Source organism: Pediococcus acidilactici, assembly GCF_016127815.1.
GTDB classification, from domain to species: domain Bacteria; phylum Bacillota; class Bacilli; order Lactobacillales; family Lactobacillaceae; genus Pediococcus; species Pediococcus acidilactici.
Genome location: NZ_CP066046.1, coordinates 349,100 through 372,748 on the forward strand (window position 1 = coordinate 349,100; position 23,649 = coordinate 372,748).

General features: G+C 42.3%; 28 protein-coding genes and 1 other RNA gene. 22 read left to right on the forward strand and 7 right to left on the reverse strand.

Annotation, left to right across the window (positions count from 1 at the left end):
• Window positions 1-164 precede the first annotated feature (164 nt).
• The 19 genes from atpB (at window position 165) to I6H64_RS01825 (ending at window position 14,896) form a co-directional block, all read left to right on the forward strand.
• On the forward strand, window positions 165-881 hold the full coding sequence (gene atpB, locus I6H64_RS01735; RefSeq protein WP_005917712.1) for a F0F1 ATP synthase subunit A: 717 nt from the start codon (window positions 165-167) through the stop codon (window positions 879-881).
• A 32-nt stretch (window positions 882-913) separates the two neighbouring features.
• A complete protein-coding gene (atpE, locus tag I6H64_RS01740) occupies window positions 914-1,126 on the forward strand; it encodes a F0F1 ATP synthase subunit C (protein WP_002832143.1) in 213 nt (70 codons plus the stop codon).
• A gap of 45 nt (window positions 1,127-1,171) precedes the next feature.
• Entirely contained in the window at window positions 1,172-1,693 is a 522-nt protein-coding gene (gene atpF / locus I6H64_RS01745; protein ID WP_002832142.1) for a F0F1 ATP synthase subunit B, read from the forward strand.
• Complete coding sequence (gene atpH / locus I6H64_RS01750; RefSeq protein ID WP_002832141.1) at window positions 1,690-2,232, forward strand: ATP synthase F1 subunit delta; 543 nt, start codon at window positions 1,690-1,692, stop codon at window positions 2,230-2,232. The genes atpF and atpH overlap by 4 nt, the downstream gene beginning before the upstream one ends.
• 29 nt (window positions 2,233-2,261) lie before the next feature.
• Window positions 2,262-3,779: a F0F1 ATP synthase subunit alpha gene (atpA, locus tag I6H64_RS01755; protein WP_002832140.1), complete on the forward strand. Its 1,518-nt coding sequence runs from the start codon at window positions 2,262-2,264 to the stop codon at window positions 3,777-3,779.
• A 37-nt stretch (window positions 3,780-3,816) separates the two neighbouring features.
• Window positions 3,817-4,740: a F0F1 ATP synthase subunit gamma gene (locus I6H64_RS01760; protein WP_002832139.1), complete on the forward strand. Its 924-nt coding sequence runs from the start codon at window positions 3,817-3,819 to the stop codon at window positions 4,738-4,740.
• 23 nt (window positions 4,741-4,763) lie between these two features.
• Complete coding sequence (atpD, locus tag I6H64_RS01765; protein ID WP_002832138.1) at window positions 4,764-6,173, forward strand: F0F1 ATP synthase subunit beta; 1,410 nt, start codon at window positions 4,764-4,766, stop codon at window positions 6,171-6,173.
• Window positions 6,174-6,184: 11 nt separating this feature from the next.
• A complete protein-coding gene (locus I6H64_RS01770) occupies window positions 6,185-6,604 on the forward strand; it encodes a F0F1 ATP synthase subunit epsilon (protein ID WP_002832137.1) in 420 nt (139 codons plus the stop codon).
• Window positions 6,605-6,811: 207 nt separating this feature from the next.
• The gene (locus I6H64_RS01775; protein WP_002832135.1) at window positions 6,812-7,033 is read left to right on the forward strand and encodes a DUF1146 family protein; all 222 of its coding nucleotides are present in this window, start codon (window positions 6,812-6,814) and stop codon (window positions 7,031-7,033) included.
• A 13-nt stretch (window positions 7,034-7,046) separates the two neighbouring features.
• Entirely contained in the window at window positions 7,047-7,304 is a 258-nt protein-coding gene (gene yidD / locus I6H64_RS01780) for a membrane protein insertion efficiency factor YidD (protein WP_002832133.1), read from the forward strand.
• A gap of 8 nt (window positions 7,305-7,312) precedes the next feature.
• Window positions 7,313-7,534 carry a DUF2969 domain-containing protein gene (locus I6H64_RS01785; protein ID WP_002832131.1) on the forward strand — a complete coding sequence of 74 codons (222 nt, stop codon included), beginning with the start codon at window positions 7,313-7,315 and terminating at the stop codon, window positions 7,532-7,534.
• Window positions 7,535-7,549: 15 nt separating this feature from the next.
• Window positions 7,550-8,764: an FtsW/RodA/SpoVE family cell cycle protein gene (locus I6H64_RS01790; protein WP_002832129.1), complete on the forward strand. Its 1,215-nt coding sequence runs from the start codon at window positions 7,550-7,552 to the stop codon at window positions 8,762-8,764.
• A 427-nt stretch (window positions 8,765-9,191) separates the two neighbouring features.
• Entirely contained in the window at window positions 9,192-10,229 is a 1,038-nt protein-coding gene (locus tag I6H64_RS01795) for a methionine ABC transporter ATP-binding protein (protein WP_004165454.1), read from the forward strand.
• Entirely contained in the window at window positions 10,219-10,899 is a 681-nt protein-coding gene (locus I6H64_RS01800) for a methionine ABC transporter permease (RefSeq protein ID WP_002832125.1), read from the forward strand. Before I6H64_RS01795 ends, I6H64_RS01800 begins: the two co-directional genes overlap by 11 nt.
• A 10-nt stretch (window positions 10,900-10,909) precedes the next feature.
• Window positions 10,910-11,725, forward strand: a complete 816-nt coding sequence (locus I6H64_RS01805) for a MetQ/NlpA family ABC transporter substrate-binding protein (protein ID WP_002832124.1) — start codon at window positions 10,910-10,912, stop codon at window positions 11,723-11,725.
• Window positions 11,726-12,108: 383 nt separating this feature from the next.
• The gene (locus I6H64_RS01810) at window positions 12,109-12,480 is read left to right on the forward strand and encodes a GntR family transcriptional regulator (RefSeq protein WP_002832123.1); all 372 of its coding nucleotides are present in this window, start codon (window positions 12,109-12,111) and stop codon (window positions 12,478-12,480) included.
• Window positions 12,477-13,343: an ATP-binding cassette domain-containing protein gene (locus tag I6H64_RS01815; RefSeq protein ID WP_002832122.1), complete on the forward strand. Its 867-nt coding sequence runs from the start codon at window positions 12,477-12,479 to the stop codon at window positions 13,341-13,343. Before I6H64_RS01810 ends, I6H64_RS01815 begins: the two co-directional genes overlap by 4 nt.
• Window positions 13,336-14,124, forward strand: coding sequence for a hypothetical protein (locus tag I6H64_RS01820; protein WP_005917693.1), 789 nt, complete (start codon window positions 13,336-13,338; stop codon window positions 14,122-14,124). The genes I6H64_RS01815 and I6H64_RS01820 overlap by 8 nt, the downstream gene beginning before the upstream one ends.
• Before the next feature lie 7 nt (window positions 14,125-14,131).
• On the forward strand, window positions 14,132-14,896 hold the full coding sequence (locus I6H64_RS01825; RefSeq protein ID WP_005917690.1) for a DUF975 family protein: 765 nt from the start codon (window positions 14,132-14,134) through the stop codon (window positions 14,894-14,896).
• Window positions 14,897-15,230: 334 nt separating this feature from the next.
• Here I6H64_RS01825 and I6H64_RS01830 read toward each other — a convergent pair whose 3' ends face one another.
• Complete coding sequence (locus I6H64_RS01830) at window positions 15,231-16,655, reverse strand: APC family permease (protein WP_056985091.1); 1,425 nt, start codon at window positions 16,653-16,655, stop codon at window positions 15,231-15,233.
• A 178-nt stretch (window positions 16,656-16,833) separates the two neighbouring features.
• Here I6H64_RS01830 and I6H64_RS01835 point away from each other — a divergent pair, with 178 nt between their 5' ends.
• From I6H64_RS01835 to I6H64_RS01845, 3 genes are all read left to right on the forward strand, one after another.
• Window positions 16,834-17,808 (forward strand): DUF2785 domain-containing protein, encoded by a 975-nt coding sequence (locus tag I6H64_RS01835; RefSeq protein ID WP_056985093.1) that lies wholly within the window; start codon window positions 16,834-16,836, stop codon window positions 17,806-17,808.
• 127 nt (window positions 17,809-17,935) lie between these two features.
• Complete coding sequence (locus I6H64_RS01840; protein ID WP_005917685.1) at window positions 17,936-18,991, forward strand: D-alanine--D-alanine ligase family protein; 1,056 nt, start codon at window positions 17,936-17,938, stop codon at window positions 18,989-18,991.
• A gap of 47 nt (window positions 18,992-19,038) precedes the next feature.
• Window positions 19,039-19,602: a DNA-3-methyladenine glycosylase I gene (locus I6H64_RS01845; RefSeq protein ID WP_036685165.1), complete on the forward strand. Its 564-nt coding sequence runs from the start codon at window positions 19,039-19,041 to the stop codon at window positions 19,600-19,602.
• 299 nt (window positions 19,603-19,901) lie between these two features.
• Here the strand turns inward: I6H64_RS01845 and I6H64_RS01850 are convergent, their stop codons facing one another.
• The 6 genes from I6H64_RS01850 to I6H64_RS01875 form a co-directional block, all read right to left on the reverse strand.
• The gene (locus I6H64_RS01850) at window positions 19,902-20,357 is read right to left on the reverse strand and encodes a universal stress protein (protein WP_004165450.1); all 456 of its coding nucleotides are present in this window, start codon (window positions 20,355-20,357) and stop codon (window positions 19,902-19,904) included.
• 66 nt (window positions 20,358-20,423) lie between these two features.
• Window positions 20,424-20,615, reverse strand: coding sequence for a hypothetical protein (locus I6H64_RS01855; RefSeq protein WP_232460186.1), 192 nt, complete (start codon window positions 20,613-20,615; stop codon window positions 20,424-20,426).
• A gap of 134 nt (window positions 20,616-20,749) precedes the next feature.
• A non-coding RNA gene (gene ssrS / locus I6H64_RS01860) (6S RNA) lies at window positions 20,750-20,929 on the reverse strand.
• A gap of 39 nt (window positions 20,930-20,968) precedes the next feature.
• Complete coding sequence (locus tag I6H64_RS01865) at window positions 20,969-22,246, reverse strand: replication-associated recombination protein A (protein ID WP_004165449.1); 1,278 nt, start codon at window positions 22,244-22,246, stop codon at window positions 20,969-20,971.
• 57 nt (window positions 22,247-22,303) lie between these two features.
• Window positions 22,304-22,912, reverse strand: coding sequence for a 30S ribosomal protein S4 (rpsD, locus tag I6H64_RS01870; protein ID WP_002832106.1), 609 nt, complete (start codon window positions 22,910-22,912; stop codon window positions 22,304-22,306).
• A 182-nt stretch (window positions 22,913-23,094) separates the two neighbouring features.
• Window positions 23,095-23,580 carry a GAF domain-containing protein gene (locus I6H64_RS01875; RefSeq protein WP_024863027.1) on the reverse strand — a complete coding sequence of 162 codons (486 nt, stop codon included), beginning with the start codon at window positions 23,578-23,580 and terminating at the stop codon, window positions 23,095-23,097.
• Between the last annotated feature and the right edge of the window lie 69 nt (window positions 23,581-23,649).

The window sequence follows — 23,649 nt, forward strand, 5'->3', positions numbered from 1 at the left end:
AGATATCGGTAATCATTGCTTTGTCTTTTGTCAAAATTGGTGGTATCATTTCAATTGTATTTTCGGACGGAAAATACTGTCTTTTGTTCAAGTTTTTGACTTAATTTTTATCATTTTTGGATGGTAAATTTAGGTACACTTAGGTAGAAAAGAGGTGATATTCTGTGGGTGGTGAATCAATTTCAACTTTTCAGTTTCTTGGTCTAACATTTAGTACGGCAAACGTCATTTCGGGATTGGTTGCGGCCATAATTGTATTTGCAGTTGTGTTTGCATTTTCTCGAAATTTAAAACTAAAGCCGACTGGTAAACAAAATGCCTTAGAGTGGGTAATTGATTTTACAAATGGAATTTTGCGGAGCTCAGTTGACGAAACGGAAACCCGTAACTTCGGCTTGTATGCATTTACATTGTTCTTATTCATTTTTGTTGCCAATCAGCTTGGGCTGTTTCTACAAATTGCGTGGAACGATGTTACGTATCTAAGAAGCCCGACAGCTGATCCGATTGTCACTTTAACATTATCGTTGATCACAATGATGATAGCGCACTATTCAGGTGTGGCAAAATTTGGCTTCAAATCGTACTTCGAAAGAACGTACTTGTCGCCATTTAAAATTTGGTTACCGATTGGTGTTTTTACAGAATTCATTGATTTCTTGACCCTTGGGTTACGTATCTTCGGTGTTATTTTCGCTGGTGAAATGTTACTTAAGATGATCGGGGGAATTGCGTTCTCTGGTGGCATCTTAAATATGGTAATCGCCATTCCACTTGCCTTGATTTGGCAAGGATTTTCCGTATTCTTAGGTAGTATTCAAGCGTTCGTATTCGTTACGTTGACAACCGTTTATATTTCTCATAAGGTCGAAGACGAATAATATTATATTTTTAGGTAGGAGGAACAACTATTATGGGTGCTATTGCAGCTGGAATCGCTATGTTTGGAGCCGCTATTGGTGGTGGTATCGGTGACGGAATCGTTATCGCAAAAATGCTTGAAGGTATGGCTCGTCAACCTGAATTATCAGGTCAATTAAGAACAACCATGTTCATTGGTGTTGGTTTGGTTGAAGCTATGCCAATCTTAGCCTTCGTTATTTCACTTCTTGTAATGAACAAGTAAGCGTGATAAATTAAGCAATTTATCGAAAGAAGGAGGTGTCAATAGATGTTTTCGCACATGATATTAGGAGCGGCACAAGGTAGTACTTTGTACGTTGGCGATATGTTGTTTTATGCGATCCTTTTTGTGGTCTTAATGGCATTAATTGCTAAGTTTGCTTGGGGTCCGGTCAATGCAATGTTAAAAGAACGTGCGGATCGGATCTCTAATGATATCGAATCAGCTGAACAAGCTAAAAAGGAAGCCCAAAAACTTGCTGAACAACGCAAGGAAGCCTTAGACAACTCTCACGCCGAAGCAACTACCATTATTAACAATGCTAAGAATAGTGGTGCTAAGGAACGTGAACTAATTGTCGGCAATGCTCAAGCAGAAGCGAAGTCATTGAAGGACAAAGCTAAACAAGATATTGAACAAGAACGTGCTGACGCACTCAAGAGTGCACAAGACGATATTGCGTCATTATCTATTGAGATTGCTTCCAAAGTTATCAAAAAAGAACTTGATGAAAATAGTCAAAAAGAATTGATTGATTCGTACATTGAAGGTTTAGGTGAGAGTAAATGAGTTTAGATAAAACTACAATTGCTAAGCGCTACTCCAAAGCTTTGTTTGACGTGGTCGCTGAACAAAACCAAATTGATCAAGTTCGAGATGAATTAAAGCAAATTCAACAGATCTTTGATGATAATGAAGGATTAGGCAAAATGTTGACCGATAAGGGTTTGAAGGATGATCAAAAACGTTCAATTATGGCGCTTTTGACCAAGGATGCTTCAAAGTACGTTGGCAACTTAATTAAAATGGCTTTTGATTACGGTCGAATGGATGATTTGACCGCAATCATCGCTGAGTTTAACCGCTTATGCGATGCTGATGCTTCAGTCGTTCGTGCTAAAGTTATTTCCGCCATTCCATTAAGTGATGAACAACTTCAAAAAATGGCTGAAAACTTTGCTAAACGTTTGAAAGTTAGCAAGGTTATTTTGGATAGTGAAGTCGATAATTCGATTATCGGCGGTGCAATCATTAAAACAGATGGTTTGATCTACGACGGTAGTATTCAAACCCAAATTAATCAAATTAGACAGCGCCTCGTTGGTTAGCTCGAAATTTGTAAAGAGGTGAAACTTTTATGAGCATTAAGGCTGAGGAAATCAGTGCTCTAATCAAACAGCAATTAGAAAACTACCAAGCCGAGCTTAACGTTGAAGAAACGGGTACAGTTACCTACGTTGGTGACGGGATTGCTCGCGCTCATGGCTTAGATAATGCTCTTTCTGGTGAACTTCTCGAATTCTCTAACGGTGTTTACGGAATGGTTCAAAACCTTGAATCAAACGACGTCGGGATTGTTATCATGGGTAACTATGATGAAATTCACGAAGGCGACACCGTTAAGAGAACTGGTCGGATCATGGAAGTTCCAGTAGGAGATGCCTTAATCGGTCGAGTTGTTAACCCATTAGGTGAACCGCTTGATGGTAAAGGCGCCATTAAAACTGACAAAACTCGTCCAGTTGAACATAAGGCTCCAGGGGTTATGCAACGGAAATCCGTTGATCAACCTCTCCAAACTGGTATTAAGGCGATTGACTCGTTAGTACCAATTGGCCGTGGTCAACGTGAGTTGATTATCGGGGACCGGAAAACTGGTAAAACTGCTTTAGCAATTGATACAATTTTGAACCAAAAGAACGAAGATATGATTTGTATCTACGTTGCGATCGGACAAAAGGAATCAACTGTTCGGACCCAAGTAGAAACGCTTCGGCGTTATGGCGCGATGGATTACACCATCGTGGTTAGTGCGGGTCCTTCAGAACCAGCTCCATTACTATACCTTGCACCATATGCGGGGGCAGCGATGGGTGAAGAGTTTATGTACAACGGCAAGCACGTTTTGATCGTTTATGATGATCTATCAAAACAAGCTGACGCTTATCGTGAGCTTTCCTTGATTCTTCGTCGGCCGCCTGGGCGTGAAGCTTACCCTGGGGATATTTTCTATACCCACTCACGTTTGCTAGAACGGGCAGCTAAGTTAAGCGATGACTTGGGCGGTGGTTCAATGACCGCCTTGCCATTCGTTGAAACCAAGGCTGGAGACGTTTCAGCTTACATTCCAACTAACGTAATTTCCATCACTGATGGACAAGTCTTCTTGGATAGCGACTACTTCCATTCCGGAGTTCGTCCAGCGATCGACGCTGGTACGTCCGTTTCCCGGGTTGGTGGGGATGCGCAAATCAAGGCGATGAAGAAAGTTTCTGGAACGTTGCGTCTAGACCTAGCTTCTTACCGTGAATTGGAATCATTTGCTCAATTTGGTTCTGATTTGGATAAGGCAACCCAAGCTAAATTAGCTCGGGGACGTCGGACGGTAGAAGTTTTGAAGCAACCGCTACACAAACCACTTCCTGTTGAAGACCAAGTGTTGATTCTTTACGCTTTGACACATGGTTTCTTGGATAAGGTTCCAGTAGATGATATTCAACGGTTCCAAGATGAACTCTTTGATTATGTTGCAAGCAACAACAAAGAGCTCACCGATGAAATCCGTGAAACAAAACAACTTCCGGATACGGAAAAAATGGATGCAGCCATCAAGGCTTTTGCAGAACATTTTCAACCAACCAAGGAAGCTAAATAAGGATATCAGCTAACGAGAGGAAAAGTGGTGAGAATTAATGGCAATATCTGAACAAGATGTTAAGCGGCGAATTGATTCGACTAAGAAAACTAGTCAGATTACGACTGCTATGCAAATGGTTTCAACGGCTAAGTTAAGCCAGATTCAGAAACATACAGTTGGATATCAAGTGTACGCGCAGAAAGTTGAGAGTATTGTTGCTCACCTGGCTAAATCGCATTTAATGAATGCGGGAGTGGCTGGCAAAGCTAGCTCTGATCAGGCTATATCAGCAGCTGATTTATTAGTTCAACGGCCAGTGAAAAAGACCGGATACTTAGTTATTACGTCTGATCGCGGGTTAGTGGGCTCATATAACAGTAGTGTGATTAAGCAAACTAACGATTTCATGAAAGAACACGGTCATGATGGCGGTGATGATGCCATAATTCTTGCGGTAGGTAGTACCGGGGCTGATTTTTACAAGAATCGCCCACAAAAGGTCGGCTACGAATATCGCGGGGTTAGCGACGTGCCTACTTTTAACGAAGTTCGGGAAATCGTCACTACCGTCACCAAGATGTACAAAGACGGTGAATTCGATGAATTATACGTTTGCTACAATCACTTTGTAAATCGACTTTCGAACAGCTTCCACGTTACTAAATTGTTGCCAATTGGCGGCGAAGAATTGGTAAACGATGGTAAGCATGAAACGATTACTGCTGAATATGAAACCGAACCATCTCCCGAAGTATTGTTGCAAGAAATCTTGCCACAATATGCTGAGAGTTTGGTTTACGGTGCCATTTTGGATGCTAAGACGGCGGAACACGCCGCTAGTTCTTCAGCTATGCGCACCGCTTCTGATAATGCAAGTGATTTAATTGCAGATTTAGAGCTACAGTATAATCGCGCTAGACAAAGTGCTATTACGACTGAGATCACCGAAATTACCGGTGGTCAAGCCGCACTTGAATAAATTAACGAGAGGAATTAAACAATATGAGTACTGGTAAAGTTGTTCAAGTTATCGGACCAGTTATCGACGTTGAATTCCCCCTTGACGAAGAAATCCCAACAATCAATAATGCTTTGAAAATTAAAAAAGCAGACGGTACAATTTTAGTTTCTGAAGTAACGCTTGAGTTAGGTGATGGTGTCGTAAGAACCATCGCTATGGACGGAACGGAAGGGCTACAACGTGGCCTGGAAGTTGAAGATACTGGAGACTCAATTAAAGTACCAGTTGGTGATGAAACACTTGGTCGTGTTTTCAACGTCTTGGGTGAAACAATTGATGGTGGTAAAGAGCTAGGTCCAGATATAAAACGCGATCCAATTCATCGTGATCCACCAGAATACGACGAATTGAATCCAAGTACAGAAATTCTTGAAACAGGGATCAAAGTTATTGACTTACTTGCTCCATATATTCGGGGTGGTAAGATTGGTCTCTTCGGTGGTGCCGGAGTTGGTAAAACCGTTTTGATTCAGGAATTAATTCATAACATTGCACAAGAACATAATGGTATCTCAGTATTTACTGGGGTTGGAGAACGGACACGTGAAGGTAACGACTTGTACTTCGAAATGAAGGAATCGGGCGTTCTTGAACGTACGGCCATGGTGTATGGACAAATGAACGAGCCGCCTGGGGCTCGGATGCGGGTTGCTTTGACTGGTTTGACGATTGCGGAACACTTCCGTGATGTTGAAGGTCAAGACGTGTTGTTATTCATTGACAACATTTTCCGCTTTACCCAAGCTGGTTCAGAAGTTTCTGCCTTACTTGGTCGGATTCCTTCAGCCGTTGGTTACCAACCAACCTTGGCTACTGAAATGGGTCAATTGCAAGAACGGATTACTTCTACGAAGAAAGGTTCAGTTACCTCGATTCAAGCGGTTTACGTTCCTGCCGATGACTATACTGACCCTGCGCCAGCAACTACCTTCGCTCACTTGGATGCTACAACCAACTTGGAACGTAGCTTAACCCAACAAGGGATTTATCCTGCGGTGGATCCATTAGCTTCCACATCGACAGCTTTGGACCCAGAAATTGTTGGCGAAGAACATTACGAAGTTGCTAGTGAAGTACAACATGTTCTCCAACGTTACAAGGAATTGCAAGATATTATCTCAATCCTTGGGATGGATGAACTGTCTGACGAAGAAAAGACCGTAGTTGCACGGGCACGGCGGATTCAACTCTTCTTGTCACAAGACTTTAGTGTTGCGGCACAATTTACTGGTTTACCAGGACATTACGTCAAATTGGAAGACACCATCGCTGGCTTCAAGGGCATCCTTGAAGGTAAGTACGATGACCTCCCAGAAGAAGCATTCCGTTTGGTTGGTTCAATTGACGATGTGGTTGAAAAGGCTAAGAAATTAACTGCTACAGAAGATTAGGAGGGATCTAATTGGCTGAAAATTCAGTATTAACAGTTAGTATTGTTACTCCTGATGGTCAGATTTATAATGATGACCAAGTTACCATGCTGGTAGTCAATACCAGAGAAGGTGAATTGGGAATCTTACCTAATCACGTTCCAGTAATTGCAACTTTAGCGATTGACGAAGTGCGCATTAAGCATGACAAAGCTGAAGATGTAGTGGCGGTGAACGGTGGTTTTGTTGAGTTTTCAGATAACACGGCAACGATTGTTGCGGATACTGCTGAAAATCAAGCTGACATTGACGTAGCGCGAGCTGAAAGTGCTAAGAAACGTGCTGAGGCAACGATCCGTAAAGCACAACAAGCTCACGATAATAGTGAGCTTCGGCGTGCGCAAATTCATTTGCGGCGGGCGATTAACCGAATCAACGTTTCAAAACATTAAAGCTAGTTAATATTATTATTGATAACGTTCAGTTTATGAGGAATTTTTCCTCACAACTGAACGTTTTTTTTGGGAATGGGCCGGTAAATTTTCACAAATTGAGCAGAATTGCGGAGCGAATTAACCGCTGTTTTTGTGAGTAAAAAGTTATTCTTAGCTTGATTTTCTGGTACAATACTATATGTATGAATTTTGGAGGGAAAGCGATTGGGAATTCAAGCCATAATTACGTTAATTAGTTATTTATTCTTTATTTTACTGGCTTTTTGGTGTATTCAAGCAATTCCGTTTCATAAGTTTATGGGCCGGTTTGAAAGTCAGGCAAAAATGCTAATTGTTTTGCTTTCAATTGCGTTAGGCTACACCGTTGCTAGTTTTTTCTTAGGTTTGATTACGGCAATTCAGAACTTAACTTTTTTAGTGCGTTAGAAGGTTAGCGATAATGAAGAGCTTCTTATTAATGCTGGTTCGCGGATATCAAAGGGTGATCTCACCTTTATTTCCCCCTTCGTGCCGTTACTATCCAACGTGTTCTAATTACATGGTGGGGGCGCTCAAGCGCTTTGGTGCGTTGCAGGGCACTTTAATGGGAATTGCCCGGATTCTGCGGTGTAATCCGTTCGTACGGGGTGGTTACGACCCCGTGCCTGATCAATTTTCTTTAAAAAGAAATTCAAAAAATAGTGCAGAAAGAAAATAGGAGTTAAAATGTCACGAAAAGAAAAAAAGTTTGCTATTGAAGTCAAAGAAACTAACAATAACGGTACTACGGTTAACGAAGTTTACGTTAACCAACGGATGATTGGACAAATATCTCAAGTAAATGATAAGAATTGGGTAGCTTCCAACCAAAGCGGAGAAATGCGAGTAAAATCAATTGATGAGGGGATTCAGTGGATTATCGCTGAATTTAATTTACATTCGCTATAGAAAGGAGCTACTTCGATGGAAAGAAATGATTCTCGAGTAGCGCGTAAAGACGACAGCTCTCGCATTGACTATGGAATTATCTTTCCGGTACTTATGTTGGCCATTATTGGGCTAGCATCGATCTATGTAGCTGCTACGCACGATACTAGTGCTACCAGCGTATTTCGCCAAGTGTTCTCCCAACTAATTTGGTACCTTTTGGGAGTCGGCATCGTGGTGGTACTTATGCAATTTGATGCAGACCAGCTTTGGTGGTTAGCACCAATTGCGTACGGAGCAGGGATTGTTTTGCTCATCCTGGTGCTCTTCTTGTACAGTCGCTCGTACGCCGCAAATACCGGAGCTAAGAGTTGGTTTGCCTTTGGGGGCTTTACCTTTCAGCCGTCCGAGGTAATGAAGCCTGCGTACATTTTGATGATGGCGCGGGTGATTACGGTTTATAACCACCGGGTAAAAAATCGTACAATTCAATCAGATTGGCGGTTAATTGGAACCATGGCCCTTTGGACTTTGCCGATTCCAATCCTGTTGTTGCTCCAGCATGACTTTGGAACCATGTTGGTGTTTATTGCAATCTTTATTGGGCTGGTAGTTGTTTCTGGGGTAACCTGGCGGATCTTAATCCCATCCTTCGTAGGAATGGTAGTTTTAGGTAGTACGACGCTTATGTTAGTGGCGCTTCCTTGGGGGCAAGCCCTATTACAAAAGATCGGCTTTGAAAGTTACCAATTTGCTCGGGTAGATAACTGGTTGCATCCGTCTTCGGATACTACCAATTCCGGATATCAACTTTGGCAAAGCATGAAGGCGATTGGTTCGGGTCAATTATTTGGCAAGGGCTTCAACGTCTCTAACGTTAACGTGCCGGTCCGGGAATCCGATATGATTTTTTCCGTAATTGGAGAAAACTTTGGATTCATTGGAAGTATTGTTCTGATTGGTTTGTACTTCTTATTGATTTACAAAATTTTACAAGTAATTTTTGACACCAAAAACGAGTTTTACGCTTATGTAGCTACCGGAGTCATCATGATGATTTTATTCCACGTTTTTGAAAACATCGGAATGAATATCGGACTTTTACCGTTGACCGGGATCCCACTACCATTTGTGAGTGCCGGTGGTTCCGCGTTAATTGGAAACATGATTGGAATTGGATTGATAATGTCGATGCGCTATCATTACTATTCGTATAGTAAGGCAAGCATCGAAGAAAATGCCGATTTTTAATTAAGCCATTGAAAGAATCCGCACCGTCGGAAGTGCTCGCACTGAGGTACTTCGCCGGGAGGGTTCTTTTTTAGTGATTTAGTTGTTGACAAGGCTTGATATTGGAAGGTATACTTTAGCGTATTAACAAATTATTAAAAAAAGATGAGTAGATTACGGTTCTACGCTTAGAGAGTCCTTGGGTGGTGAAAAAGGAACGAGAACGTTATCGAAGATGGTCTTTGGTTATTTTCAGCGATTTGTGAGCCCGGTGCTAGCAAATCATGGGAGCGCCCAATATAGCGCACGGGTTGATGGACCCGCAGAGTCTGCCCTTCGTGAGAAGGGTGGAAAAACAAGGTGGTAACGCGATAAACTTTCGTCCTTGAGAATGGTGCTTAGTCATTATTCTCGGACGGAAGTTTTTTTGTTTGAAGGAGGAACTGAAATGATTGAATTTAAGAACGTGTCCAAAACTTTCTCGACCAAGACGGGGCCAGTAACCGCAATTGAGGATGTTAATTTAGCGATTCCAAATGGTCAAATTTTTGGCATCATTGGTTATTCCGGTGCGGGAAAAACAACTTTGATTCGGATGTTAAACGGACTAGAAAAGCCGACCACGGGTGAAGTTAAAATCAATGATGTGGTCATTAATCAACTAACGGGCGCGGCACTAGCGCAACAGCGGCATAAAATTGGGATGATTTTCCAGCATTTTAACCTATTATGGTCCCGAACGGTAAAGGCTAACATCATGTTTCCGCTAGAAATTGCGGGAGTTAGTCGCCCGCAACGGGAGCAAAAAGTACGTGAACTAATCGAACTAGTGGGGCTTACTGGAAAGGAAGATCGTTACCCTAGCGAGCTGTCTGGCGGACAAAAACAACGGGTGGGCATCGCCCGTGCATTGGCGAACGACCCGGAAATTCTTTTATCAGACGAGGCAACTAGTGCACTAGACCCCGAAACTACGGATGAAGTTTTAGATTTGTTATTAGAAATTAAACGCAAGCGAAAAATTACGATTGTCTTGATTACTCATGAAATGCACGTAATCCGTAAAATTTGTGACCAAGTGGCGGTTCTCGACGGCGGAAAAATCATTGAAGATGGGGCGGTATTAGACGTCTTTAAACACCCACAGCAAGCATTAACCAAACGATTTATTACCGCAGAAACCGATCCAACTCCGCAAGATACCGAAATAATTTTGGATGAATTAGTTGACCAGAATCCAAACGGACGGGTGGTGCGGTTAACTTTCCACGGCGATCAAGCTAAATTGCCAATCGTTTCTGAAATGGTTCACGAATTTCCAGAGGTGGCGCTGAACATCATTGCGGGAAATATCAAACAGACCCAGGAAGGTTCAATTGGAAGCTTGTACGTGCAATTAACCGGGCCCCAAAGCCAATTGGATGGCGCGGTAAGTTTTCTACGTAAGTTAAGGGTGGAAACGGAGGTAGTTAGTGATGAACAGTAGTATTTTAGATTTTAGTACCGTAGATTGGAATGAAATGGGTCAAGCAACTTGGGAAACGATTTGGGTAACGTTGGTGGCGGTCATTTTTACCGCCGTCTTGGGACTCCTAATCGGCCTACTGCTTTTTGAAACTCGAAACAGTAAAAATTGGGGGATTCGCCTAATCAATTGGCTGGTATCCTTCTTGGTAAACGTATTTCGCTCGATTCCATACATTATTTTGATTGTAATTTTAATCCCGGTAACCAACGTGTTGGTGCATACCATTGTGGGACCAACCGCGGCGTTGCCATCGCTGATTTTAGCCGCGGCACCATTTTTTGGACGATTGGTGGAAATTGCATTTCGAGAAATTGATTCCGGAGTTTTGGAAGCCGCTGCCGCCATGGGTGCCAAAAAATCGACCATCATTTTCAAAGTATTGCTTCCAGAAAGCATGCCTGCGCTAGTTTCCGGCTTAACGGTTACCGCCATTTCGTTAGTAGGATACACCGCTATGGCAGGGGCAATCGGGGCCGGCGGTCTGGGTGCGTTGGCTTACAATAATGGTTTTTTGCAATATAACGGAGCCATTATCTTAGTTGCCACCGTTTTGATCGTACTTTTTGTTTTTGCATTACAGTGGACTGGCGATTGGTTAGTTAAGAAAATCGATAAGCGATTAGTTTAGGAGTGGTTAAATGAAAAGAAATAAATTAATTTTTTTGGTTAGTGGCTTAGCAATCATCTTGCTTTTAGCAGGGTGCGGAAAAAAATCCGCGAATACTCAAAAAATCACGATTGGTGCTTCGGCGGTTCCCCACACGGAAATTCTAAAACATATCCAACCCGCATTAAAAAAAGAGGGTGTCGAATTAGATATCAAAACTTTTCAGGATTACGTTTTACCTAATAAAGCCCTCGCGAGCGGCAACATTGATGCCAACTATTTTCAACATGGCCCCTTTTTAAAAGAATGGAATGAAAAGAATCACGGGCACTTGGTGAGCGCTGGGGCGGTCCACTTGGAGCCGATTGCGGTTTATTCTAAAAAATATAATTCTTTAAAGGAATTGCCTAAGCATGCTAAAATTTTGGTTAGCAATAACGTTTCGGATTATGGCCGGGTGCTACAAATTTTTCGGGATGCCGGATTAATTACCTTAAAGAAGGGTACCGACCTAACCAAGGCAAAATTTAGTGACATCGCAAAGAATCCTAAGCAATTGCAATTTAAAACGGGTTACGAACCAAAAATTATGCCCCAGCTGCTTAAAAATAAACAGGGCAGTGCGGAAGTAATTAATTCTAATTATGCGGTGCAAGCGCATTTAAATCCACAAAAGGACGCGATTGCAACGGAAAACTCCGCCTCTCCTTATAGTAATATTGTTGCTATTCGACCGGATGAAAAAAATCGGCCAGCCATTAAAAAACTCATGAAGGAATTAAAGTCCAAGTCAACTCAGAAATGGATTAAAAAACATTTCAAGGGTGCGGTTGCTCCTGTTGAATAGGAGAACTTTTCCATTGCTATGACTAAATGCTAGTAAGGATAGTGGGACAAAACTAAAAAATGCTTTTCAAAGATGAAAAGGTCTTTAAAAAGTGGTTTTAGTATTTTGACTTTAATAGAACCAAAACGTGTGCCAAAAGTCAGTTGGTTCCGCTTAACCAAAAATTGGCCATTATGCTTGAATTTTGCATAATGGTCAATTTTCAGTTAATGCTCGCAAACTACCCGACTTTGATCCCACTCTTTTTTACGGAAAAAGGTCCAACTTGTAAGGGAATTAATTGTTTAGACGATGGGCGGCAATTGACTTTTAGGCTGAGAACCCATATAGTTAGTTACGTGAGTAATTAGGTTAGTAAATAATATAATTTGAAGGTGGATTTTATGCATTTTAACTTTAATAGCAGCGAACCAATCTATCTCCAAGTCGCCCAACAAATCGAAGATGCAATCTTCACGGGTGGTTTTAAAGAAGGAGAACAAATCCCCTCAACAACGGAAATTTCTAAGGAGTTTCACATCAATCCGGCAACGGTTTTAAAAGGAATGAACCAGTTGGTAGCGCGGAACCTCTTAGAAAAACATCGGGGAGTCGGTATGTTTGTAGTGCCCGGGGCGAGTAAACAAATTACTTTAGACCGGCAACAGAATTTTTACCAAAAGTACGTGGTGGGCGTCGTTAAGGAAGCGATTCGCTTAAACATCACCGAAACAGAGTTAAAAAAATTAATTGAACAGGGGTATCAATCGTTATGAAAGGTATCGAAGTAAGGCAAGTAACGAAAACTTTTGACCACCACTTGGTTTTAAATGGAATTGGATTAACTCTAGAACCGAACAAGATATACGGTTTACTAGGGCGAAACGGGGCTGGAAAAAGTACGCTTTTGAATTTGCTGGTTAACCGAATTAGGCCTGATGAAGGCGAAATTAAGCTGGATAACGAATTGATTGGTGATAATGATCGGCAACTGGGAAAGCTATTCTTAATGAGCGAAGTGGATCTTTATCCCAAAAATATTCGGGTTAAGGACATTTTTAAATGGTCTGCCAATTTTTATGGTAGCTTTGATAGTGAGTTAGCACATTCGTTGAGTAAACAATTCGGTCTAAAAGAGTCCATGCTTTTTCACCATCTCTCTACGGGATACCGAACGATTACCAAGTTAATCGTGGCGCTATCTGTCCCGGCTGAATATGTTTTTTTAGATGAACCAGTTTTAGGTTTGGATGCTAACCACCGGGAACTTTTTTACAATGCATTAGTAGAAAGTTACGCGGAAAAGCCCCGAACTTTTGTGATTGCTACTCATTTAATTGAAGAATTTGCCAAATTGATTGAGCACGTAATGGTTATGGACCAGGGGCGGATCGTGGTTGACGACGAAACGGAAACGGTCTTGGCGAACGCATACACCATCAGCGGGCCTGTTCAAGCAGTTGATCAATACACCGCGGGGTTAAACGTCATTGGCAGTGATCGACTAGCACGGATTAAGGCTAATTACGTGTATGGGCCGCTAAATGATCGACCAATTCCAGATGAGATCAATATCGATCCAATGGATTTGCAGACGCTTTTTATTAATTTAACAAATGGGGGAGAAACTCATGAATAAAATTGCGGCGGTGGTTAAATATGATTTAAGCAATTATTTACGCCTCGTGCTAATCGCGTACGCGTGGATTATCGGGTTAATGCTGGGGGTGCCAACCATTATTCACGTAATTGGCAAAGGCTTTACGGGAACTGCTGAGACAATTGGGGCCCAATTAACGACGCTATCGTTTGGCGCAATTTTCGTTAACCTCGTGCTGATATTCTATTGTGGTTTCCTAACTTACGAACGATTTGCATTTTTAATCCAAAATGGGGTCTCTCGGCGAACGGGGTGGATTGCTAAATTAATTTCGCTCTTAGTTTTAGCTGGGGTAGCCATTATTTATGGATTATTAGCTAACATGCTTTCCTTAATGGGTGACCAGAGTAAGAATGTTTCCCTTTATTGGTCACTTTACGGACATTTTTATAAGAATGGCGTCCTCAACATCCTTTCAATGATTCTAACTAACTTAATTTTTCTGCTCCTAGTGGCAGCGGGTGGAATGATGTTAGGAGCACTCTTTGCACTGCTTAACCGGCGGCAGCAGCGGGCAATCCTAGTGGGGATTCCGCTAGTGCTGATTGTTATTTTCACGATTATTGGACGAATGGTTAGTGAAAAAGTAATTACGTGGGAAAGAATTGATAATTTCATTAGATTTGTCATGGGTGATACAGGACCAATGGGGCATCTTAACCCGGTAGTTCCTTCCATAATTATGTTAGTATTAATGTTAGCATGTTTAGCAATTTCGCGATGGTTAAACGTGCGCTTAAGACTGAAACGAGGAGAATAGCCGTTTAATGAATGATTTTACAAGTATTAAAGCACTAAAGAAACGTACTTTGGATACGTATCAAGGAAATTGGATGGCGGCCATTAAAGCCAATATCTTACCAATTATAAGTGCCGCGTTTACTAGTTTTATGATTATGACTTTTATTGGGATTGCCGTAGTAGTATTTACCCAAACTGACCCAGCGACGTTGCGTCAGGCTACAAATTATGATCAAGCAGCGAGTGTTAATTCTGCATATTCCGGAACGGGGATGGCGCGTGATTTTCTATCAATGGCAATCGCGACCTTCTTTATGGTAGGAATTCAATACGGTACGTTAGATTGGTTGCGCAATCGGACCCGGATTCCTTCGTGGGGAGCGCCATTTCAAACGTTTACTCGGAAATACTTTACGTCTACGTTGGCCATCTTTTTATTTGAGTTTATTTTCTTAACGCTGTGGTCCTTTTTGTTCGTAATTCCCGCGATTATTAAGTTTTACTCGTATTCGCAGTCGTATTTGCTGTACAAGGACGCACAAGAACGGCAATTGACGGATCAATTTGAATTTGTCACCTTTATTACGTTTAGTCGTCGCTTGATGAACGGCTACAAAGCTCGCTTCTTACTGCTTCAATTATCGTTGTTGGGCTGGTTTATCCTAAGCGTATTAACCTTTGGAATTGGCTTCCTATGGTACATTCCGTACCGTAACGGAGTGTACACCGCCTTTTACGAAGATTTAGTTGAAAAACGGGGTAAACAAGTGGTGCCAGAAATTTTTGCATAAAGCTAAGATAAAACTTGCTATCTAAAAATATTAAAAATTCCTTCTAAGAATGGGAGCGCCTCAAGGGTTCCAATTGTAGAAGGAATTTTTTTGTTTGTTAAGTGTGGTTGCTTGTTGCGGAGCCGAAATGAACTGCGCACCCAAGCTTCTTTCGGTTGACTAAATTAAAGGACTAACCACAAATTTCGTGGTTAATCCTTTTGGTATTCTCTGCAATATGGTTGAAATGAACTCCAGCCACCAATCTTTTCCGGTTAGCCCCAATCATTCGATTAATCGCCAAAAGTAGTGATTAAGCTAATCCTCGAAGATTACCCGGTGGCTTCCGTTCTCTTTATTTAATCCTCGAATTTCTTGCTCCGTATGCCAAGTATACTACCAAGCCAATTGCAAACCAGATCAACGAGTACAACTTAGCTTGGTAATCTAGTCCCCAGAACACTGCCAACGTTCCTAAAAAGGCTAACGCCGGTAAAACTGGGTAAAATGGCATCTTGAAGCTTGGCACCGCGATATCCTTTCCTTCACGTGGACGAAGGGCGTAAATTCCTAACGTAACAAACATGAAGGCAATTAACGTTCCTGCTGAAATTAATTGTGCCAAAAAGGCAAACGGGAACAGCGACCCAATAATAATTCCGGTAACGGTTAAAAATAGCAACGCTTGGTTAGGCAATTGATGACGATTTAATTTACCAAGCCACTTAGGCAGCATGCCGTCCCGGCCAAATGAATACAGCAACCGGGAACCAGCCATCATCATTCCAATCAGGGCGGTAAACATTCCGATTACCGCGATTGCTTGTACTAAGCTAGCTACTGCAGGATGTCCGGCAGTGCGTAATGCCCAGCCGACCGGTTCTGCATTATTTGCGTAATTAGAGTAATGAAACATCCCGACTAGCACAAGGGCAACCGCTACAAAAAGGGTTACCGCAATTGCTAGGGATCCCAAAATCCCACGCGGCATCGTTTTTTGGGGATCTTTAGCTTCACCAGCGTTGGCAGCGATTGAATCAAAACCAATGTAGGATAAGAAAATCATCGAAATTCCAGCGTAAATTCCGCTCCAGCCGCCAAAATGACTACCGTCGGGTAACACGCGCGGATGTGGAATAAAGGGAACGTAATTAGATAAATGAACCGAAGTAACGCCTACGATGATAAATAAAATAATGGCCAAAACCTTTAATACCACGAGGGCGTTTTCGATCCGTGCGGCCTCAGAAGTTCCACAGGCTAGTAGAATGGCAACCAGTAGGATGACAATCAAGGCGACAATGTCAATAATGCCGCCGTTGGTTCCTAGGGGATTGGCCAGGGCAGCCGGCAATTTTAAGCCTACCGTAGAAATTAACCCCCGGAAATTAGCCGAAAGCCCGGAAGCTACAAAAGCTACTGCGATGAAATACTCGGCCAGAAGTGCCCAGCCAGCAATCCAACCAAAGCCTTCCCCAAAGATTACGTTGATCCAGGAGTATGCCGAACCGGCGAACGGCATTGCCGAAGCCATTTCAGCGTAAGCAAAGGCCACTAAACCAGCAACTACCGCTGCAGCTAGAAATGATAGAACTACCGCCGGACCAGCGTGTTCCGCAGCCACCACTCCAGGTAGTGTAAAAATAGTGGTCGAAACAATGGTTCCCACCCCTAAAGATAGAAAATCTTTGACAGTCAACGTGCGCACCAGGTTGGCGTCCTTATCTTCGTATTGGGAAGGATCCTCTTTATGAATAAACTTTTTAATGAATGAACTCATCAGCTTTTCCCCTCGTAAAAGTATCTGATTTAAATATCATACCATAAATTATCATCATTTTTTAATCTTATATTAATTTAAGGAAAGTTTTTCTAGGGAATCGTAACGGCAAGTTTCTTCGTGTAGGTTATGGAAAGTGTTAGAATCAAAGTAGTAAAAAGAAGAGGAGTACGAAAAAATGGATGCAATCGAAACGACCCGCCAGAAGCTAAGACAATTACGCGTTAGGCTGCAACAGGGCAAAATTTTTGCCTCTTTAGGTCGTTCGGTAGGGGCAATTATTGATGCTGCTAACGAGAATCAAACCGTTAAACCAGTGACATTGCCTGATGATCAGGACGGCATTGAAGAGTTGCTCCAGCGAATTCGGGCAGCCTTGGGGAAGGGAAAACTAGAAGAGCTTAGTGACGCTGATTTAGACTTAATGTTGCAACATTTGGGATCGCCCAACCCAATTATTCGGGATAAGGGGGTTTTTTACCTTTTTAATGATCTCATTCAAAATCAAGTTTTAACTAAGGCACAGATGGTGCGGACGTTTGATCGACTAACTAGCGACCAAGTGTTATTTGCGCACATCAATGAAAAAGAAAATGACGCAGCCTTTTTGCGTTCCTTTGCAGTGATGATGCTGGCATCGTTAATTTATATTGACCGAGCCGGGGCAGCGTTTATCGACCATGCGCGAAAAAATAAGCTAGTCGAGCAACTAGCCATATATATAATGTTGGAAAATGATACTAGGGGATTTGTGGCTAATCAAGGATGGGTTCACGCATATACTCACATTGGCAACGTTTTGGACGAGCTAGCTAGTGATGAAGAACTGTTACGCGCTGATAAAATTTTATTAATGGCAACGGTCATTGAAAAATTCCGCCGACTCACCACCCCTTTAATATACGGTGAACCAACGCGTTTAGCGGTTTATTTTGCTGATCAATTGTTAGAAGATGACGTCTACCAACAGTTTTTATTAATCGAACTTCGCGAATGGCGGCGCACCCTGGCATCAACCCAAGTCCGGGAAACCCAGGCAATGTGGAATGCAATTTTTAATCGGCAGCGATTACTGCAAGCCATGATGCTAAACTCCAACATGGCTAAGGCAGTGGTGGAATATTTAGAAGATTCGAATGATTTTACAATTTAAGCGCAATATTTTTAATTTTCATCTCATTCTTGAAGTTGTTTTGTGGTATACTTGAGTTTCAAAAAACGTTTGATAATTGGCGGAGCAAACTGAAGTTTGTAATTATCTTACACATGAGGTGAAAAAAATGAAAATTGCAGTGCTTGCTGGTGGAAAGAGTACGGAACGAAACGTTTCACTTTCCTCTGGTTCAAAAATCACCGATGCTTTGCGTGCTAAAGGCCACGAAGCAACGATGATCGACCTATTCTTGGGATATGATCTACAAGAAGGGCAGACTGTTGAAGATGTTTTTAAGACTAGTAATACGGATTCGGACTACGAAATTCAGACGGACGTTTTAACGGATGCTGATATCGAAAAACTTCGGACGGATGGCACGGTTGGATTATTTGGGAAAAACGTTTTGGAAATCCTCCGGGCTGCCGACTTTGTTTTTCTCGCATTACACGGTGGTGATGGCGAAAATGGTAAGGTACAAGCTGTTTTAGACCTGAACGATATTAAGTATACGGGAAGCGGAACTTTAGCATCGGGAATTGCAATGGATAAGGCGATTTCAAAGGAAATCATGCTTTATAACGATATTAAGACGGCACGCTTTGTGGTTCTCCATGAAGAAGACGGAATTCATCCTCAGTTAGATTTTGGTTTTCCAGTAGTGGTTAAACCTAATAGCGGGGGATCTAGTGTAGGAACGATGATTGTACACGACGAAGAAGAATTGGCTGATTCGTTACGTGATGCTTACCGATTTGACGATGAAATCATTGTGGAAGAGTTCATTACTGGCCGGGAATTTTCTCTTGGGGTAGTTAATGAACAAGCCATGCCTGCAATTGAAATTGTGGTTAATGATGGTTGGTATGACTACGAGCATAAGTTTAAGACTGGTACGACGACCCAATTTATCACGCCACCGGACATCGATGAAGAAGTCCATGACGAAATGAAGCGGGTTGCGGTAAAAACCATGAAGGTATTGGGAATGACTAACTATGGCCGGGTGGATTTCTTGGTTAATGACCAGGGAGTTTACGTAATTGAAGCAAACAACTTACCGGGCATGACGCCGCTATCACTATTGCCACAAGAGGCAGAAGCAGCGGGAATCAGTTATGAGGACCTCTGCGAAAGCATCATTCTAGGCAAGCAAAAACTTTATCAAGAAGCAGAAAAATAAATAAAGAAACCTCCCTTAGAGTAACTACATCTAAAGGAGGTTTTTTTATGCGAGAAAGTTGTCAATGGGCCACGGTCAGCCCAGTGTTAAAAAAGTATCATGATCAAGTTTGGGGAAGGCCCGTGTTTACTGACCAAGCGCTATTTGAAAGTTTAACTCGTCAGGTTTTTCAATCCGGGCTCAAAATGCAAATGGTGTTAGCTAAACTTCCTGAGATGGCGCCTGTAATGGACGACTGGCAAATTGAGGCGGTCAGCCGGTATTCAGAAGCTAAGGTTCAACAGCTTTTACAAGACCCACTGATGATTAAAAATGAACGTAAGGTTCGCTCAGTAATCCATAATGCGCGGATAATCCAGCAAATGGCCCAGCATAAGCAATCCTTCAGCGACTGGTTATGGGCACAAGTAGGTTTCGTTCCCCTAGACTTACAGCAACGGACTAACACAAAGGTGCTGGTTCAGCATCCGGTTACTAAACGAGTTTGCCAGGAAATGAAGGCGCAGGGGTTTGAATTTGTTGGTCCCCGGAACGTCAGCTTTTTTCTACAAGATGCAGGATTACTTAACGGGCATTGGGTCAACTGCGAGTATTATCAAAAGTGGAATTAGGTAATTAATCCTTAAGCTGGAAAATTAAAAAGAGAGTGGGACAAAAGTTGGTAGTTTGCGAGCATTAACTGAAAATTGACCATGATGCCTAAATTTGGCATCATGGTCAATTTTTGGTTAAGCGGAACAAACTGACTTTTGGCTCTATTGAAATCAAATCACCAAAACAACTTTTCGAGGACCTTTGCATCCTTGAAAAGTTGTTTAGTTTTTTCCAGCCGCTTTAATTTATCAATTTGATGAGTTTCCAGCATTAGTCGCGTAAAAAGTTCGACTTTTAGTCACTCTATACTAACAATTTAGTTGTTTTCTAGACTAGTACGAACCACTAACACGTCGCAAGTTGCTGTCCGGGTGACGTATTCGGTTACTGAACCGATTAATAAGCGTTCAACAGCATTCAAACCGGTCGCACCGATCATGATTAAGTCCGTGTGCAATTCTTTGGGGACGTCCTGAGAAATCACTGCTTTTGGCGTACCGTATTCGATTGAATAGGCGATGTTTTCCAAACCATCGTTTTTAGCTTCCTCAACGTAACGGTCTAACGTCTTTTTGGCAGTTTCCGTAACTTGTTCCACCATTGCGTTGTCAAAGTTAGAAATATTTTGAAAGGCACGGGTATCAATTACGTGAAGGAGATGCAATTCAGCTCCATCATTACGTTTAGCTACCGCGACCGCCTTGCGAAAGGCTAATTCTGCTTCCTTAGAACCATCTACTGGCACGAGAATATGCTTATATTGTTGAGCCATAACATAACCACCCCTATCTATTTACACTAATTGTACGTTAAAAATTAGAAAATAAAAAGGAATTTGCTATAAAAATTTTAATAAAAATAGCAGCGTGCCCGTGGTTGACACAATTCCAAGTACCAACCCGGCCACAATTAGGGGAGTACTGCTACTAATTCCCGCAATTAAAGTCAGCAGGCTAACGATCATAAGTAAAATACCGATAACTCGTAGACTACTGCTTAAAAGCGAATTAGAAGTTGGTTTAAATAACATAAAATCTCGGTGCTGATGGCGATATAAATAATTGCCGATGTAAAAAATAATAAGTGAAAAAATAACCATTAAGCCTGGGATTAGCATAAAATAACCTACTTTCATGATATAAAAAAAGCCCCACCTAATGTGGGGGAAGAACTAACGACACCGTTCAGATTGGCCAGGATCTAACCCAAAAGGCAAGGTGGGTACCCATACCTACGCTGCACGTTTCTCGCTTACGAGCCTACAATTCACGTACGATCCGGGTTCCCGGTTAGATGTTTGTTGGAAGAATATGAAACCAATCCTCTCGCATGCCTCGGTTTCTTCACATTCATAGTACTATAACTTTTACCTAAAAGACAATATTAAAGTCCTGATTTTTGTGATTTTTTCAGGTTTTGGTACTGTTCGTAAATTTTAGATTCAAAAGGACTATTTCCCTTAGCCTCAAGGTAGGTAGCATTCTTTAATTGATCAGGCAAATATTGCTGGGGAACCCAGTCGTTTTGATAATTATGCGGGTAAAGATAGTCAGTTCCGCGACCCAACGCTTTTGCACCTTGATAGTGAGCATCACGCAGGTGATCAGGAACTTCACCGATTTTGCCATCGCGAATGTCACCGAGTGCGTTATCAATTGCCGTAATTGCAGCATTTGATTTGGGAGAAACACATAATTCAATTACGGCGTTAGCAAGGGGAATCCGGGCTTCGGGTAAGCCAATGTGTTCAGCCGCGGTAACCGCAGCGACCGTTCGTTGACATACGGGAGGGTTTGCAAGACCTATGTCTTCATAAGCGATTACAAGCAGACGGCGAATTACGCTCTTTAAGTCACCGCTTTCTAATAAACGGGCCATGTAATGCAGCGCGGCATCCGTATCGCTGCCCCGAATTGATTTTTGAAACGCTGAAATCACGTCGTAATGGGCGTCCCCGTCCTTATCCTGGGTGAGTGCCCGTTTTTGGAGACATTCCTGAAGAATTTCCAAAGTGAGGTGGATTTTATCGTCGTCACTTGGTGAGGTGGAACGAGCGGCCAATTCTACCGCGTTTAAGGCACTGCGGAGATCACCCCCGGTTGCTTCGCTAACAAATTGCAACGCGTTTTCATCCATTTGGAGGGGGAGGTCACCTAACCCACGTTGAGAATCCTGAAGTGCCATTTCAACGGCTTCCTTAATGTCAGCGGGAGTAAGGGGCTTAACCTCAAAAATTTGAGTACGACTACGAATCGCCGGGTTGATATTAATGTATGGATTTTCCGTAGTGGCCCCAATTAAAATAATCTGTCCGCTTTCCAAGTGGGGAAGCAAAAAGTCCTGCTTAGTCTTGTCTAGTCGATGAATTTCATCGAGCAAGAGGACGACCGTCCCACTCATTTTAGCTTCTTCAGCAACAATCTGGAGTTGTTTTTTAGAATCCGTAGCCGCATTTAACATGCGAAACGCGTATTTGGTCGAACCAGCAATCGCACTAGCGATACTAGTCTTTCCGGTTCCAGGGGGGCCGTATAAAATCATGGAAGATAACCGTTTGGCCTTGACCATTCGGCTAATGATTTTTCCCGGGCCAACTAAGTGCTTTTGCCCAACCACTTCTTCAAGGGTTCGGGGACGCATCCGATATGCTAATGGTTGCATTTTTCCTCCTCAAAATAAATGAAAGTAAATAAAAAAACGGCCGTAGCCGTTTTCCTATTATAGCTTGTTGTAGTATTCAACGATAAGTGAGTCGTCGATTTCTGCTTCAAGCTCGTCACGTTCTGGAAGGCGAACAAGTGAACCTTCAAGCTTGTCAGCATCGAATTGAACGAATTGAGGACGTCCAACGACTGCTTCAACAGCTTCGTTAATGATCTTAAGATCTTTTGATTTTTCACGAACGCCGATTACTTGACCAATTTCAACTTCGTATGATGGAATATCAACGCGCTTGCCATCCACAGTGATGTGGCCGTGGTTTACTAATTGACGAGCTTGACGACGAGTAGTTGCCAAACCTAAACGGTAAACCATGTTGTCCAAACGACGTTCAAGTAAGATCATGAAGTTAGTACCTGGAACACCTTCGCGCATCTTGCTAGCACGATCAAAAAGGTTTGCGAATTGACGTTCAGTTAAACCGTACATCATCCGTAACTTTTGCTTTTCGCGAAGTTGCATACCGTATTCAGAAATCTTGCGACGGTTGTTTTGACCGTGGTCACCAGGTGCGTAAGGACGGCGAGCCAATTCCTTACCAGTACCTGACAATGAAATACCAAGACGACGAGAAACTTTCCAACTTGGACCTGTATATCTAGACATTAAAAAATCCTCCAATAAATTATTTTTGTTGGAGTAAAATAAACAAATGTGGGTTTAGTATTCGTGCAGATTGCTCTGTAATTTTCACCTTTGCAGCCGCCAAGGGTACTAATTAACCATTTAAAAAGGCAACAATCTGTTGACGAGCTTACCGCCCACCGCTGCATTATTTTACACTCTAGCTAGTTTAACGCACGCAAAACGGACTTGTCAATGTGTTTCATTAAAGTAGCAACAAAATCATTAAGAACCTGTTCATCCGTTGCGCTGAACCGGTTTAAACTAGGTGAATCAATATCTAAAACGCCTATTGGTTGCTTTTCTACCATTAAAGGAATTACAATTTCAGAGTTAGATGCACTATCGCAAGCAATGTGACCCGGAAATTCGTGAACGTTAGCAACGCGCAAAGTACTTTGCTGTTTTAGAGCGGTGCCGCAAACGCCGCGGCCGTTTTGAATATGCATGCAGGCAACTTTGCCTTGGAAGGGACCTAAGATGAGTTCGTCAGCATTAGCATCGTATAGGTAGAAACCTGCCCAGTTGAGGTCGCTAATTTCGCTATACAACAACGCTGCTGCGTTAGCTAGGTTAGCAATCGGGTGTGGTTCGTCAGTTAAAAGGGCGTCAATTTGGTCAATGATAATTGGAGCAATTGTCTTGGACATGGTGGTCACTTCCTAATTTTAAGTAGTTTAATTAAAATCACTGCTTTAACAGTAGATAGGGTATGCTAT

Coding starts and splice junctions, on each gene's coding strand:
- atpE (WP_002832143.1), top strand. CDS start 914: ATGGGTGCTATTGCAGCTGGAATCGCTATGTTTGGAGCCGCTATTGGT.
- atpF (WP_002832142.1), top strand. CDS start 1,172: ATGTTTTCGCACATGATATTAGGAGCGGCACAAGGTAGTACTTTGTAC.
- atpH (WP_002832141.1), top strand. CDS start 1,690: ATGAGTTTAGATAAAACTACAATTGCTAAGCGCTACTCCAAAGCTTTG.
- atpA (WP_002832140.1), top strand. CDS start 2,262: ATGAGCATTAAGGCTGAGGAAATCAGTGCTCTAATCAAACAGCAATTA.
- I6H64_RS01760 (WP_002832139.1), top strand. CDS start 3,817: ATGGCAATATCTGAACAAGATGTTAAGCGGCGAATTGATTCGACTAAG.
- atpD (WP_002832138.1), top strand. CDS start 4,764: ATGAGTACTGGTAAAGTTGTTCAAGTTATCGGACCAGTTATCGACGTT.
- yidD (WP_002832133.1), top strand. CDS start 7,047: ATGAAGAGCTTCTTATTAATGCTGGTTCGCGGATATCAAAGGGTGATC.
- I6H64_RS01785 (WP_002832131.1), top strand. CDS start 7,313: ATGTCACGAAAAGAAAAAAAGTTTGCTATTGAAGTCAAAGAAACTAAC.
- I6H64_RS01790 (WP_002832129.1), top strand. CDS start 7,550: ATGGAAAGAAATGATTCTCGAGTAGCGCGTAAAGACGACAGCTCTCGC.
- I6H64_RS01795 (WP_004165454.1), top strand. CDS start 9,192: ATGATTGAATTTAAGAACGTGTCCAAAACTTTCTCGACCAAGACGGGG.
- I6H64_RS01800 (WP_002832125.1), top strand. CDS start 10,219: ATGAACAGTAGTATTTTAGATTTTAGTACCGTAGATTGGAATGAAATG.
- I6H64_RS01805 (WP_002832124.1), top strand. CDS start 10,910: ATGAAAAGAAATAAATTAATTTTTTTGGTTAGTGGCTTAGCAATCATC.
- I6H64_RS01810 (WP_002832123.1), top strand. CDS start 12,109: ATGCATTTTAACTTTAATAGCAGCGAACCAATCTATCTCCAAGTCGCC.
- I6H64_RS01815 (WP_002832122.1), top strand. CDS start 12,477: ATGAAAGGTATCGAAGTAAGGCAAGTAACGAAAACTTTTGACCACCAC.
- I6H64_RS01820 (WP_005917693.1), top strand. CDS start 13,336: ATGAATAAAATTGCGGCGGTGGTTAAATATGATTTAAGCAATTATTTA.
- I6H64_RS01825 (WP_005917690.1), top strand. CDS start 14,132: ATGAATGATTTTACAAGTATTAAAGCACTAAAGAAACGTACTTTGGAT.
- I6H64_RS01830 (WP_056985091.1), bottom strand. CDS start 16,655: ATGAGTTCATTCATTAAAAAGTTTATTCATAAAGAGGATCCTTCCCAA.
- I6H64_RS01835 (WP_056985093.1), top strand. CDS start 16,834: ATGGATGCAATCGAAACGACCCGCCAGAAGCTAAGACAATTACGCGTT.
- I6H64_RS01840 (WP_005917685.1), top strand. CDS start 17,936: ATGAAAATTGCAGTGCTTGCTGGTGGAAAGAGTACGGAACGAAACGTT.
- I6H64_RS01845 (WP_036685165.1), top strand. CDS start 19,039: ATGCGAGAAAGTTGTCAATGGGCCACGGTCAGCCCAGTGTTAAAAAAG.
- I6H64_RS01850 (WP_004165450.1), bottom strand. CDS start 20,357: ATGGCTCAACAATATAAGCATATTCTCGTGCCAGTAGATGGTTCTAAG.
- I6H64_RS01855 (WP_232460186.1), bottom strand. CDS start 20,615: ATGTTATTTAAACCAACTTCTAATTCGCTTTTAAGCAGTAGTCTACGA.
- I6H64_RS01865 (WP_004165449.1), bottom strand. CDS start 22,246: ATGCAACCATTAGCATATCGGATGCGTCCCCGAACCCTTGAAGAAGTG.
- rpsD (WP_002832106.1), bottom strand. CDS start 22,912: ATGTCTAGATATACAGGTCCAAGTTGGAAAGTTTCTCGTCGTCTTGGT.
- I6H64_RS01875 (WP_024863027.1), bottom strand. CDS start 23,580: ATGTCCAAGACAATTGCTCCAATTATCATTGACCAAATTGACGCCCTT.